Source organism: Streptomyces sp. PTL18, from assembly GCF_059510295.1.
Map to the genome: position 1 here is coordinate 36,506 of NZ_JCAJZO010000021.1, position 13,284 is coordinate 49,789.

A 13,284-nucleotide genomic window follows, 5' to 3' on the forward strand; every position below is an offset into this window, starting at 1 on the left:
CCGCGCCTCCCCGAGCCCTCGACCTCCGTCGGACAGGGCTCGCCCCGCGGCCGAAGGGGAGAGCCGGTCCGCGGGGCGAGGAGGTGTCGGCGTTCGGTCAGCAGCCGAAGTCGATCAGGTCGAACGTGGCGTAGTGGTCCGAGGTGTAGTAGTCCTCCTGGTACTCCTCGCCCGTGACGATACGGCGGGCGCCGCGCGTGGAGGAGCCGGGCGTCTTGACGGTGTACTCGTGGTAGTAGCCGTAGGACTGACCGGGGAGCACGCCTTCGCGGTTGGAGAAGACGACGCCGTCCTGGGAGTACGGGAAGGGACCGCCCTGGTCGATCAGGTCGAGGGTGTCGTAGGCCTGGGACGGCAGGGCGCTGTAGCAGATGTCGCCGACCGAGGTGGCGGCGGCGTCCGCCGTGGTGGCGGAGACGGTGCCGCCCACGAGGAGGGCGGACAGGAGCGCGGCTGCGGCGCCGATTCGGGTGGCGCGTGTGGGGGTTCTCATGGCGGCATGATGACGCGCGTAGAGCATGTCATGTCAGCGACAACAAGAGAAGTTCCCTCTTCAAGTGTCATCTGTTCTCGGCGAGTTAACCTTCCGCCTCCACCGGCCCGCCGGGAGCGCTCACCCCGCGTGCGTCGAGAACAGTCCGCCGGTCGGCCCCTGCTTGTCGCCTCCCTGGGCCTTCTTCAGGGCGTTGGCGAGGCTCTCGATGGTGAGGGACTGCAGGATCACGCGGCCGTTGCCCTCCAGGGTCGCCAGGGACAGGCCCTCGCCGCCGAAGACCATGTTCATGATCCCTTGGCGGTTGAGGCCGCCGACGCGCTGGACGCCGTACTGGATGCCCTCCTCGAAGGCGACGACGCAGCCCGTGTCGACCTCGATCCGGCCGCCGAAGTCGGCGGGGTTGAGGTCGATGAAGTTGCCCGCCCCGGCGATGACGACCGTGCCGTGCCCGGTGAACTTCTCCAGGACGAAGCCCTCGCCGCCGCTCATGCCGGTGCGCCCGCCGGCGAAGGCGATGCCGAATTCGACGGTCGACTCGGCGGCCACGAAGGCGTCCTTCTCCGCGAACCACGCGCGCCTGCCGTCGAGTTCGAGCGCGCGCATCTCGCCGGGCAGCACGCCCGCGAAGCCCACGGTGCCCTCGCCGCCCTGCGCCGTGAAGTACTGGAACGCCAGCGACTCGCCCGCGAGCACGCGCTGGCCGACCTGCATGGCGGTGCCCATGGCCTGGCGCAGGAAGCCGCCCATGCCCCCGCCACCGGGTCCGCCCTGGGTCTGGCCGCCGCTGTTCGACGGGCCGGACAAGCGGGTCTCCATGGTGACGTTCGTGGTCTTGAAGAGGAACTTGCCCGCCTCGCAGTACACGGTCTGGCCCGGGTGCAGGGTGACGACCGCCATCTGCATGGCGTTGCCGACGATTTCTTGCTGAAGAGTCACGCGAGGAGAACGTGGCGGAGGCGCCGAAGAGTTCCGGACTGCCGAGAACCGTGTCCGTCCGCCGCCGACGTGCCGGGGTCGCACCTGGCGCCCGGCACGCGCGTGAGGCACGGGGGCGCACCGATGCCGCCGGACCGGTGCGCCCCACGCGCGCGTGGCGTGGGTCAGCCGCCCAGTTCCTGGTGGCGCGCGTCCAGCCGGTGCGCCCCCTCGTCGGTCAGGGAGCCGTGCAGGCGCAGACGGGAGATGCCGCCGTCCGGGTAGATGTCCACGCGCGCGTGGGTGCCGATCGCCGGGGAGGGCAGGGCGAAGCGGTGGTTGGTGTCGGGCTGGAGGCGGGTGCGCGGGAGGATCTCGCGCCACTCACCGTCCTCGCCGTCCTTCACCGAGACCGACGCCCACCCCGCCGCGTTCCCCTTCAGGTACGCCGTGTCGACCTCGATCGCCCGGATCCGCGCCTGTGCCGCCAGTCGGTAGCGGATCCAGTCGTGGCCCCGGTCGCGACGCCGCCGTGTCTCCCAGCCGTCGTCCATCTTCCGGGAGCGGCCCGGCTGGATGGTGTGGGTGGCGGGCGAGTAGAAGAGGTCGGAGGCGTCCTCCACCCGGCCCCCGTTCTCCAGGGCCACCACGTCGAAGGTGCCGAGCGCCTCCAGCCACGCCGGGTCCGGCACCACCTCGCCGTACACGCGCAGGCGCGCGATGCCGCCGTCGGGGTGCTGGTTGAGCCTCAGGTGGGTGAAGCGCTGCTCCACGTCCACCGGGAAGCCGTTGGCCGCGTGGCCGCCGACCGGGGTGCGTGGCACCAGCGTCGTCCACTTCACGTCGTCCCCGAGCAGTTCCTCGGGCGACGGGGAGCCGGCGACCGACGTGCCCTCGACGGACACCGCCTGCGGGTGGTTGCCCCGGAAGTGGGCCGTGTCGACCACGATGCCCCGTACGACGCCGGGTGCGCCGAGACGCACCAGGGCCCAGTCGTGGTCGTGCTCCGCGGGCCAGGGGTCCCCGGCCGAGGCACCCCGGCGGCGGCGCGTCTCCCAGCCGTCCATGACCTTGCCCTTGTGCCCGAAACGCTCCGGGTCGAACTCGGCGCGCTCGGGCACCAGGAGGTTCTCGCGCTCGGCGAAGAACTCGTCGTTGGCGGCGACGACCCCGGCACCGAGCCGGCGGTCGGCGAGGTCGGCGTACCGGGTGAAGGGGAAGTCGGCGGTGCGGTAGTCCGCGTACGGGTCGCCGCCCCGGTAGGGGTTCGCGTCGCCGGTGAAGGCCGTCCGGCCCGGTTGATGCTGCGCCGTCACGGTGATCAGTCGTTCCTTTCGGTGCCGGCCGCTGCGGGCGCGGGAGTCGGTGCGGTTCAGTCGGCTCTGCGGAGCAGCCGCCCCTTCGGTTCGGTGAACTCACCGTCCGCCACGATGCGTTCGCCGCGCAGCCAGGTGGACCTGACGACGCCGTACAGGGTTCTGCCCGCGTACGCGGTGACCCGGTTGCGGTGCTGGAGGGCGGCCGGGTCGACGGTGAAGGTCTCCTCGGGCGCGAGCACCGCGAAGTCCGCGTCACGACCCGGCTCGATGGCACCCTTGCGGTCCAGGCCCACGAGGGCAGCCGTGCGCTCGGACATCCAGCGGACCACGTCCTCAAGGCCGTGCCCCCGCCTGCGGGCCCCGGTCCACACCGCCGCCAGGCTCAGTTGCAGGCCCGAGATGCCGCCCCAGGCGGTGGCGAAGTCGTCCGTCTTCAGGTCGGCCGTGGACGGGGAGTGGTCGGTGACGACGCAGTCGATCGTGCCGTCCGCAAGCGCCTGCCACAGCAGGTCCTGGTTGGCGGCCTCGCGGATGGGCGGGCAGCACTTGAACGCGCTGGCCCCGTCCGGGACTTCCTCGGCCGTCAGGGTGAGGTAGTGCGGGCAGGTCTCCACCGTGATCCGTACGCCCTCCGCCCTGGCGGCGGCGATCAGCGGCAGCGCGTCACTGGAAGAGAGATGGAGCACGTGCACGCGCGCGTTGAACCGTTTCGCCCGGGCGATGAGATGCGCGATGGCCGTGTCCTCCGCGTGCCGGGGCCGGGAGGCGAGGAAGTCCGCGTACCGGGGACCGCCCTGCTGCGGGGCGGCGGCGAGGTGGCCCGGGTCCTCCGCGTGCACGATCAGCAGCCCGTCGAACCCGGCGATCTCGGCCAGGGAGCGGGCCAGTTGCTCCTGCTCGAGGTGCGGGAACTCGTCCACGCCCGACGGGGACAGGAACGCCTTGAAACCGAAGACGCCGGCGTCGTGCAGCGGCCTGAGGTCCTTGACGTTGTCGGGCAGCGCGCCGCCCCAGAACCCGACGTCGATGTGGGCCTTGCCGGCCGCGGCCTCCTGCTTGGTGTGCAGGTGGCCGACCGTCGTGGTCGGCGGCACCGAGTTGAGCGGCATGTCGATCAGGGTGGTGATGCCGCCGGCCGCCGCCGCGCGGGTGGCGGTCCAGAAGCCCTCCCACTCGGTGCGGCCCGGGTCGTTGACGTGGACGTGGGTGTCGACGAGGCCGGGCAGCAGGACGTCGTCGCCCAGGTCCGCAAGGCGGGCCCCGGTCGGTACGGCGGCGTCGTACGGCAGGACGGCCGTGATCGTGCCCGCGGCGACCGCGACCGACGCGGCGCGCGTGCCCTCGGGGGTGATCACGCGCGTGGAGCGCAGCACCAGTTCGGCGTCGGACACCCGGGCCCCTCTCTGCCGCCGTCCCGCTTCCGGTCGAGTTCCGGATGACGGGATTTACATCCGCGTAACGGAATTCAACGTTCTGTTGAAGGAGTCTCCCGTCCCGTCCGCGCGCCGTCAAGGGCACAATGCGTCCTACCCCCTCGGCACACCAGTGCGGCCGACCCTGGACGTTTCCGCCTGGCGGAATTAAGATTCCGGAAAGCAGAACACAGTCGAAAGGATCGCGCCGTGCCGAGGTCGACGTCCCGCGCCAGCGACGCCCCCGCCAAGTCCGCCCCGAGCGGTGGCGTCCAGTCCCTCGAGCGCGCCTTCGATCTGCTGGAGCGGATGGCGGACGCGGGTGGCGAGGTCGGCCTGAGCGAGCTCTCCGCGAGCAGCGGGCTGCCACTGCCCACCATCCACCGGCTGATGCGCACCCTGGTGGCCTGCGGGTACGTACGCCAGCAGCCCAACCGACGCTATGCGCTCGGCCCCCGGCTGATCCGGCTCGGCGAGTCGGCGTCCCGGCTGCTCGGCAGCTGGGCGCGTCCGCATCTGGCGCGCCTGGTGGAGGAGACCGGCGAGACCGCGAACATGGCGCTGCTCGACGGGGACGAGATCGTGTACGTGGCGCAGGCGCCCTCCAAGCACTCGATGCGGATGTTCACCGAGGTGGGTCGGAGGGTGCTGCCCCACTCCACCGGCGTGGGCAAGGCGCTCCTGGCGAACACACCCGACGACGAGGTGCGCGCCCTGCTCGCCCGTACGGGGATGCCGGCGGCGACCGATAAGACGATCACCACGCCGGAGGCGTTCCTCGCCGCGCTGGAGGAGGTGCGCCGGCTCGGGTACGCGGTCGACGACAACGAGCAGGAGATAGGGGTCCGGTGCCTCGCGGTGTCCGTGCCCCGGTCTCCGACAGCGGCGGCGATCTCCATCTCGGGGCCGGCGGGCCGCGTCACCGAGGAGGCCACGGAACGGATCGTGCCGGTGCTCCAGCAGGTGGCGGCGGAACTGTCCCGGACGCTGACGGCCGCCTCCCAGGCGCATTGATCACGAGCCGCGCGGTGGCTCCCCGAACAGTTCGACCGCCTTGCGGACCTCCGTGAAGCCGTTCGTCAGGGCGCTGACCGAGCCGATCGCTCCCGCGATCAGCAGCAGGGAGCGGCGCAGGCGGAGGATCTCGGGAACGCCGCCCGCGACCATCGCGGCGAGCGCGGCCAGCTCGTCCTCGGCTATCGCCCGGTCGGGGAACTCGGCCGGATGGGCGGCGAGTTGACGGCGCAACCCGGACACGGCGGTCCGCAGCTCCGCCACCCTCGGGTCCTCTTCACTGCCGGTCACTGGTCTCTGCCCCAAGCTCCGCACCACAGCCGTCCCCCTCGAAACGCCGTTGTGCTCGTACGCCTCCCCCCGGTTGCCCCGGGGCGTGGTCGGGCTCCGGGACGCGGGCCAGTAAACGCCACCGGGCGCGCCGGGCGCCACCGTGTGGACAGAAATTCAGCCCCTGGAAACCGTGCCGTCGACACCGGGTCAGGTAAGCAGGACGTATGACAGGCAACGAAGGCCGCGTCGCCGGGCTGCTCCTCGCGGCAGGCGGTGGGCGGCGGCTCGGCGGGCGGCCCAAGGCGCTCCTCGAACACCGGGGACGGCCGCTGGTGGAGCACGCCGTGGGAGTGCTGCGCGCGGCAGGGTGCGACCGCGTCCACGTGGTGCTGGGGGCGGCGGCCGCCGCCGTACGGGAGCGCGCGGACCTCACCGGCTGCGTCCTGGTGGACAACCCGCACTGGGAACAGGGCATGGGCTCGTCGCTGCGGGCCGGGCTCGCCTCACTCGCCGGGACGGGCGCCGGGGCGGCCCTGGTCGTGCTCGTCGACCAGCCAGGCATCGGACCGGAGGCGGTGGCTCGCGTGCTCGGCGCGTTCCGGGACGAGGAGTCGCTGGCGTCGGCCGCGTACGCGGGGGTACGCGGACATCCGGTCCTGCTCGGCTCGGCCCACTGGGCCGGTGCCGCCCGGGCCGCGGCCGGCGACCGTGGGGCACGCGCCTATCTGAAGGCGCGCGAGGACACCCTGGCGCTCGTCGAGTGCGGGGACGTGGCACGGCCGTACGACATCGACACGTCGGTCGACCTGAGCCACCTCGAGTGAGCGGAACGGCACCGAGCGCCACCCCGCCTCGACCCGGAGAACGCCGCCATCAACAGTCCATTGAACTTCCACTATGAGGAAACTAGTATCCACCAAACAGAATCGCTTGACCGCTCCCCAGGCGCCGCCGGCCGCGTACGAGGCCCCTGGCACGCGGTGCTGCGACGTCCTCATGCCCGCTCGCCGAAGGAAGTGACAGCATCATGTCCGCACCAGCGCCGTCCCCGGCGGCCGTCGTCGACGCCGAGCCCCTGCCCCGGCAGGAGGAGGTCCTCACCGACGCGGCGCTCGCCTTCGTGGCCGAGTTGCACCGGCGGTTCACGCCGCGCCGTGACGAGCTGCTGGCCCGCCGCGCGGAGCGCCGCGCCGAGATCGCCCGCACCTCGACGCTGGACTTCCTGACCGAGACCGCCGCGATCCGCGCGGACGACAGCTGGAAGGTGGCCCCCGCACCGGACGCGCTCAATGACCGCCGGGTCGAGATCACCGGTCCGACCGACCGCAAGATGACCATCAACGCGCTCAACTCCGGCGCCCGGGTGTGGCTGGCGGACTTCGAGGACGCCTCCGCTCCCACCTGGGAGAACGTGGTCCTCGGCCAGCTCAACCTGATCGACGCCTACGCCCGGGACATCGACTTCACCGACCCGGCGACCGGCAAGTCCTACGCCCTGCGCCCGAACGAGGAACTGGCGACGGTCGTCATGCGTCCGCGCGGCTGGCACCTGAACGAGCGTCACCTCCAGGTCGACGGAGAGCAGGTCCCGGGCGCCTTCGTCGACTTCGGCCTGTACTTCTTCCACAACGCCCAGCGCCTGCTCGACCTCGGCAAGGGCCCGTACTTCTACCTGCCCAAGACCGAATCGCACCTGGAGGCCCGCCTCTGGAACGACGTCTTCGTCTTCGCGCAGGACCACGTCGGCATCCCGCAGGGCACCATCCGTGCCACGGTCCTGATCGAGACGATCACGGCGGCGTACGAGATGGACGAGATCCTCCACGAACTCCGCGACCACGCCTCCGGACTGAACGCGGGCCGCTGGGACTACCTGTTCTCCCTCGTGAAGAACTTCCGTGACGGCGGGCCGAAGTTCGTCCTGCCGGACCGCAACGCGGTGACGATGACAGCCCCGTTCATGCGCGCGTACACCGAACTCCTCGTCCGCACCTGCCACAAGCGCGGCGCGCACGCGATCGGCGGCATGGCCGCGTTCATCCCGTCCCGCAGGGACCCCGAGGTCAACAGGGTCGCCTTCGAGAAGGTCCGCGCCGACAAGGACCGCGAGGCGAACGACGGCTTCGACGGCTCCTGGGTCGCCCATCCCGACCTGGTGCCGATCGCGATGGAGTCCTTCGACAAGGTCCTCGGCGACAGGCCGAACCAGAAGGACCGGCTGCGCGAGGACGTCGACGTCAAGGCGGCGGACCTGATCGCCGTCGACTCCCTCGACGCCAAGCCGACGTACGCGGGCCTGGTCAACGCCGTCCAGGTCGGCATCCGTTACATCGAGGCCTGGCTGCGGGGCCTCGGCGCGGTCGCCATCTTCAACCTGATGGAGGACGCGGCCACCGCGGAGATCTCCCGTTCGCAGATCTGGCAGTGGATCAACGCCGGGGTCGTCCTCGACAACGGGGAACGGGTCACCGCGGACCTCGCCCGCAAGGTCGCCGCGGAGGAACTCGAGAACGTCAGGGCGGAACTCGGCACGGAGGCCTTCGCGGCCGGCAACTGGCAGCAGGCCCACGACCTGCTGCTGAAGGTCGCCCTGGACGAGGACTACGCGGACTTCCTGACGCTTCCGGCGTACGAGCAGCTGGAGGGCTGACCTCCCGCCGTCACGCGTCCGACGTGTCCGAGTGGCCCAGGGCCTTGCCAGGGGCCACTCGGTCGCGTACGAGCTGCTTCACGGCCGTCGGCTCCGGGAAACCCTGCTCCCGCCGGTCCCACACCACCTCGTCGTTCACCCGCACGACGAACACACCGCCGGTACCGGGCTTGAGCGAGAGCTCCGTCAGCTCCGCCTCGAAGGTGGTCAGCAGTTCCTGCGCCAGCCAGGCCGCCCGCGGCAGCCAGCGGCACCGGGTGCAGTACTCGATCTGGACACGGTGAGTCATCCCAGGTGCACCGACCAATCCTGTTCCGCGGCCGGTTTGCCGTGCAGGTCCGGGACCCGCTTGAGCCAGTCCGGCCGGCCTTGCCGTGTCCGCGCCGCGCGCCGGGCCTCCTCGGCGGCGCGCGCCTCCCGCGAGGGGAAGTCGGTGGGCAGCCATGACTCGGACGCCCTGGCCCGGGCCGAGAGGTAGTCCACGTAGGCGTCACGGACGTCGCCGGGCGTCGCGAAGCCCGGCTCGCCCGTGAGCCAGGCGTCCGGCACCTCCTCGGTGACCTCGCGCAGCAGTTCCCCGGTCACGAGCGGCGCGAGGGCGTCCTGCGCGGCCCGCACGTCCGGGGCGAAGTGGCCGAGAGCGTGGTGGCGGAAGTCGTAGGCCTTCTCGGGTGCGGAGGCGTCCCAGCGGTGGTGGAAGACGAGCGCGGCACCGTGGTCGATCAGCCACAGCCGCGGCGGCGCGACGCCCAGGGTCGGCCAGACCATCAGGTTGGAACTGTGCACCGTGCGGTCCACATTCACGGTCAGCGCGTCGAGCCAGACGATCCTGCCGGCCTCCACCGGGTCGACGGGGAAGACCTGGGCGACCTCGGGGGTGAAGTCCCGGGCGCCCGGCAGGTGGTCCATGCCGAGGTTGAGGCCGGGGCTCGCGTTCAGCAGGTCGCGCACCTCCTGGTGCGGTTCGTGCGCGCCGATCGCGGGGTCGAAGTGGGCGAGGACCAGCTCCGGGACGCGCAGCCCGAGCCGACGCGCCAACTCCCCCACGATGACCTCGGCGACCAGGGCCTTCGTGCCCTGTGCGGAGCCGGTGAACTTCACGACGTAGGTGCCGAGGTCGTCGGCCTCGACGACGCCGGGGACCGAGCCGCCGGAGCGCAGCGGCGCGAGGTACCGGGTCGCAGTGACCACCCTCAGCATCTTTCCGGGCCCCCCGGCTGGTCCGCCTTGCATCCGACACATTCCACGACTGGCTCCACGCGGTGCGCTCCAGGGAACCTCCCTGATCAGTCCCGGGGGGAATCCGCGGCGTGGGGAGTTCCGGCCGGCGTGTTCGTCTCCCTGTCTCCCCGGCAGTCCGTCGATGACGGTGCGCCCCTTGCTTCCGGTCTCCGATCTCCGGTCTCGGGCCTCCGGCCTGAGGTGAGCATAGTAACCAGGCGTGACAGCCGACGAGGAGCACCCGGGCCGTCGCCCCCACGGACTCCCCTGCCTCCGGCCTGATCGCGTGGCGGCGATGCGCCCTCCGCACGCCGTCACCGTGCTGCCGGCCGGCCCCTCCTCCGGGAGCTGTCTGTGGGGCGTCTTCCCCTTCCCGGACCGGATGCGCCGGGAGGGCGCCCGCGGACCGGTGGTGATGGTCGTGGGCGACGGCGGGGGGGATCCGCCTGGACACGTACGACGACGACTCCTGAACCGGGGCCAAGGGGCCGAGGGGTGGCGGCCGCACGGTCCGCTGTCCGGCATGGACCGCTTCACCGCCACCGGGCCGTGGGACGTCGCCCCCGCCCGTAGCCGGGGCGACGCACGGTCGCGGTGCGCGCGCACGGCGGGCACGCCGTGCGCGCGACGGCCGCCGGGATGAGTGGAAACGGTCCCGTTCGGCCTCAGGCCGCTTGGACCTGTACCGGCGGGCCGGTCACGCCGAAGAGGTCGGGATGCCGGCGGTGGACCGGGGCGCCGCAGGTGGTCTCGGCGTACCGGTCACATCGTCGATGTCGTACCGGATCGGGGAGGTCCGACCGGCAGGTCATCGGCAGGCCAGCGGATTCGGCAGAGGCAGATAGCGCGCGTCCGCGCCGTCCGCGCCCGTCCAGCGCAGCAGGAGGTTGGTCTTGCCGGGCAGGGTGGGCGAGGCGAGCAGGGAGGGGATCTCGGGAACGGGGTGGCGGGACAGTTCGGCGCGGGCGGCGGACCAGGGGTTCCAGCCGGGGTGGCGTTCGGAGAGCAGGGCGGCCACTTCGATGAGGTTGTTGACGACCAGGCAGTACACCAGCCGCTCCCAGCCCGCCTCCCGGGACACGTCCGTCAGCAGCTTCACACCTTCCGCGTCGCGGAACAGCGCCTGCACGGGGAGTCCCGTGGCGTCCACCGCGACCAGGGTGTTCTGCAGGTGCGCCTCGAGGACGACACCGTGCCGTTCGAACGCCTCGAGCGCCGGGGGCACGACCTGGCGCAGATACGCCGTCCACCATGCGGCGGGGTCGGTGAGCGCGTCGAGCGGGCTGCCGTCGAACCCTTCCACCAGCGCCGCGGCGAGCAGCGGCGTGGCACCGGGCAGCAGGTGCGGGCGCAGTCCGTCGCGGACCAGGACCGCCAGTTCCTCGAAGGCGAAGGCGGCCGTGCGCCAGCCGCGGTCGCTCAGCCAGGCCGCCGGGCCGTGGTGCGCCGCGAACGCGGATGCCGCCGCCGCGTCGGTGCGGCGCAGCTCGAGCAGGTCATGGCGCCACAGCCGGCGGATGTCGTTGGTGATCCGCACATCCAGGCTGAACTTCACGAACAGGTCGTGCTCGGGGGCGTACACCGTGCGGATGGCGGCCGTGGGCCATGCGGGCCGCGCGGTCTCGCCGAGCCGGATCAGGCGCCCGTCCTCGAACGCCTCGCGAAGCTCGGGGCGGGATCCGACCAGGGCGAACTGCCAGGGGTGAGCGGGCAGCAGGCGGTAGCCGCGCGGGGCGGTGCCCAGCGCGTCCAGCGCCGTCGTGTCGCCGTCCTCGACGACCGCGTCCTCGCGTACCCCCAAAAGGGTGAGAGGGAAGCGGGCGTACGCCTCGGGGGCGTACGGCAGCCAGCTCGCGACCGGTCCTCCGCCGCGCGCCTTCGGGGCCGGGTGGTGGGGGTGCCCGGTGACCAGGGACTGTTCGGAGCGTACGTACGGGTCGTCCGGGGCCGTCGCACGGGCGCGGGCGGCCAGGATGGCGGCCACCGCGTCGCGGCTGTCGAGCATCTCGCCGGGCAGTTCGGGGTTGGACAGGCCGGTGGCCCGGCGCAGTTCGTCGGCGGTGAGTTTGACCAGCTCGGCGTGGGTGAGCGGGTGCCAGGTCCCGCCCGCGTACACCTCGGGGTCGCGGGGACGGCGAGCGCCGAGCACACGCAGCAGCCGGCCGCCCGCCCGCAGGCGGTGGACGCCCTGCTCGCCGGCGGGTTCGGCCACCTCCCGGAGCAGGCAGTTCAGCAGCGGCGCCGCCGCGTGGGCGTCGGCGCGGGCGGGGACGTCGTCCCTCGGGAGCATGGGGTCCATGCGATCCATTCGTTCCGTACGGTGCACTGACGGTCAGTATGTCTGTCGTGGACCCGTGCCACGACGCATCGCCCCGTCACCGAGGAGCCCCGACCGTGCCCCCTTGCCGTCCCGCCGAGGTCTCCGCCGAGGCCGCGTTCGCCGCCGAGTTGGCCGCCGTACGGCCCGATCTGTCGGCCTCCTTCGCGGCGGCGCTCCCCGGCGCCCGGGCCGCCGTCCTCACCCGTCTGTGGCGGGCGCTGGCCCATGAACCGCTGCCGTGGGTCGTGCGCCGGGAGCCGACGGCCGACGGGCTGACCCTGCGTCTGGGGGACGGGCGACGGCTGCACGGGCCCGTCACGGACCCGTACGCGACCACCTCGTACGTGACCGAGGTACGGCTCGACGGGCGGGCGTACGACCACGCGGCGGAGCTGGTCGCGGCGCTTGCCGTCCCGCACGGGGACGCGTTCGCCGCCGAACTCGGCCACAGCACGGCCTCGCTGGCGCTGTCGCGGTCCGGCCGGCCGCGTGAGGCGCCCGAACCGGTGACGAGCTGGGCGTGGGAGCAGCGAGTGGTCGACGGGCACCCCTATCACCCGAACTGCCGGTCGCGCCCCGGCTTCTCGGTGGCCGAGCAACTGGCGTACGGGCCCGAGCACCGGCCGCTGGTACGGCTCGGGCTGGCCCCCGTGGGTGACGCCCTCGTGCGGGGCGAGTGGCCCGCGTGGCTGCGGGACGGTGAGCGCACGCTGATCCCGGTCCACCCCTGGCAGACGGCACATGTGCTCGGTGTGGCGGCCGAGGACGGTCCGGCCGCCCGTCCGCTGATGTCCCTGCGGACGCTGGCGCTGCCGGACGGTGGCCCGCACGTGAAGACCGCGGTCAGCGCACGGCTGACGTCCTCCGTGCGGGACATCTCGGTCTCCTCCGTCGAGACGGCCCTCGCGCTGTCCGGCTTCCTGGAGTCGGCGTCCGCGCGCATGGACGGCCTGCTGCACGTCACCCGCACCCTGGGCGCGGCGAGCGCCCGCTCCCCCGATCTTGCGGCGATGCTGCGGGAGCCGCCCGAGACGTACGCGGACACGGCGGCCGGCGAGCGGATCGTCCCGGTGGCCGCGCTGCCGCTCACCGGCCTGCCCTCCTGCCCGGCCTGGCTCGCCGCCTTCTCGCGGCTGGCCCTCACCGTCGGCCTGCGCATGCTGGATGCGGGCGTGGCCCTGGAGGCGCACGGGCAGAACCTGCTGGTGGTGCTCTCGCCCACGGGTGAGCCGCTGCGGCTGGTCTACCGGGACCTGGCCGACATCCGGGTGAGCCCCGCCCGGCTGGCCCGGCACGGCGTCAAGGCCCCGGAGGTGGCCGACCGGATCGTCACGGACGACGAGACGACGCTGCGCCGCAAGCTGTTCGGCTCGCTCGTGGCCGGCGCGCTGGCCGCCACGGCGGGGTCGGCGCCCGCACTGCGGGCGGCGCTGGAGGCCGTCGTACGGGATCTGCCGGACACCCCCGACCTGGCGGTCCTGCGCGAAGAGCCGCTGCCCACCAAGGCGTTGACGCTGATGCGGCTGTCCCCCGGACAGCCCGGGGACCTGTGGGCACGGTTGCCCAACCCGCTTCTTCTGTGAGCGGTCCCGCTCGGTCCTTGCGTGGGTCCCGGATCGGCCCCGGATCGGCCCCGGATCGGCCCCGGATCGGCCCCTTGATCA

General features: G+C 72.6%; 12 protein-coding genes. 4 read left to right on the forward strand and 8 right to left on the reverse strand.

Annotation, left to right across the window (positions count from 1 at the left end):
• Positions 1 to 97: 97 nt before the first annotated feature.
• The 4 genes from AC5WS8_RS29840 to allB form a co-directional block, all read right to left on the reverse strand.
• On the reverse strand, positions 98 to 493 hold the full coding sequence (locus AC5WS8_RS29840) for a ribonuclease domain-containing protein (RefSeq protein ID WP_496106607.1): 396 nt from the start codon (positions 491 to 493) through the stop codon (positions 98 to 100).
• A gap of 120 nt (positions 494 to 613) precedes the next feature.
• On the reverse strand, positions 614 to 1,432 hold the full coding sequence (locus AC5WS8_RS29845) for an AIM24 family protein (RefSeq protein ID WP_496106608.1): 819 nt from the start codon (positions 1,430 to 1,432) through the stop codon (positions 614 to 616).
• A 164-nt stretch (positions 1,433 to 1,596) separates the two neighbouring features.
• The gene (gene alc, locus AC5WS8_RS29850) at positions 1,597 to 2,727 is read right to left on the reverse strand and encodes an allantoicase (protein WP_496106609.1); all 1,131 of its coding nucleotides are present in this window, start codon (positions 2,725 to 2,727) and stop codon (positions 1,597 to 1,599) included.
• 56 nt (positions 2,728 to 2,783) lie between these two features.
• Complete coding sequence (gene allB, locus AC5WS8_RS29855; protein ID WP_496106610.1) at positions 2,784 to 4,121, reverse strand: allantoinase AllB; 1,338 nt, start codon at positions 4,119 to 4,121, stop codon at positions 2,784 to 2,786.
• A gap of 231 nt (positions 4,122 to 4,352) precedes the next feature.
• Here allB and AC5WS8_RS29860 point away from each other — a divergent pair, with 231 nt between their 5' ends.
• Complete coding sequence (locus AC5WS8_RS29860; RefSeq protein ID WP_496106611.1) at positions 4,353 to 5,156, forward strand: IclR family transcriptional regulator; 804 nt, start codon at positions 4,353 to 4,355, stop codon at positions 5,154 to 5,156.
• Here AC5WS8_RS29860 and AC5WS8_RS29865 read toward each other — a convergent pair whose 3' ends face one another.
• Complete coding sequence (locus AC5WS8_RS29865; RefSeq protein WP_496106612.1) at positions 5,157 to 5,474, reverse strand: DUF5955 family protein; 318 nt, start codon at positions 5,472 to 5,474, stop codon at positions 5,157 to 5,159.
• A gap of 179 nt (positions 5,475 to 5,653) precedes the next feature.
• On the opposite strand from AC5WS8_RS29865, the gene AC5WS8_RS29870 reads away from it, so the two are divergent.
• Together AC5WS8_RS29870 and aceB are read left to right on the forward strand one after the other, a co-directional pair.
• A complete protein-coding gene (locus AC5WS8_RS29870) occupies positions 5,654 to 6,253 on the forward strand; it encodes a nucleotidyltransferase family protein (RefSeq protein WP_496106613.1) in 600 nt (199 codons plus the stop codon).
• Positions 6,254 to 6,456: 203 nt separating this feature from the next.
• Positions 6,457 to 8,079: a malate synthase A gene (gene aceB, locus AC5WS8_RS29875; RefSeq protein WP_496106614.1), complete on the forward strand. Its 1,623-nt coding sequence runs from the start codon at positions 6,457 to 6,459 to the stop codon at positions 8,077 to 8,079.
• Between the two features lie 10 nt (positions 8,080 to 8,089).
• On the opposite strand, the gene AC5WS8_RS29880 is transcribed toward aceB, so the two are convergent.
• The 3 genes from AC5WS8_RS29880 to AC5WS8_RS29890 form a co-directional block, all read right to left on the reverse strand.
• Positions 8,090 to 8,368, reverse strand: coding sequence for an Rdx family protein (locus AC5WS8_RS29880; RefSeq protein ID WP_496106615.1), 279 nt, complete (start codon positions 8,366 to 8,368; stop codon positions 8,090 to 8,092).
• Complete coding sequence (locus AC5WS8_RS29885) at positions 8,365 to 9,279, reverse strand: HipA family kinase (protein ID WP_496106616.1); 915 nt, start codon at positions 9,277 to 9,279, stop codon at positions 8,365 to 8,367. Before AC5WS8_RS29885 ends, AC5WS8_RS29880 begins: the two co-directional genes overlap by 4 nt.
• A gap of 829 nt (positions 9,280 to 10,108) precedes the next feature.
• Positions 10,109 to 11,608, reverse strand: coding sequence for an IucA/IucC family protein (locus AC5WS8_RS29890; protein WP_496106617.1), 1,500 nt, complete (start codon positions 11,606 to 11,608; stop codon positions 10,109 to 10,111).
• A gap of 29 nt (positions 11,609 to 11,637) precedes the next feature.
• On the opposite strand from AC5WS8_RS29890, the gene AC5WS8_RS29895 reads away from it, so the two are divergent.
• Complete coding sequence (locus AC5WS8_RS29895; RefSeq protein WP_496106618.1) at positions 11,638 to 13,203, forward strand: IucA/IucC family protein; 1,566 nt, start codon at positions 11,638 to 11,640, stop codon at positions 13,201 to 13,203.
• Positions 13,204 to 13,284 lie beyond the last annotated feature (81 nt).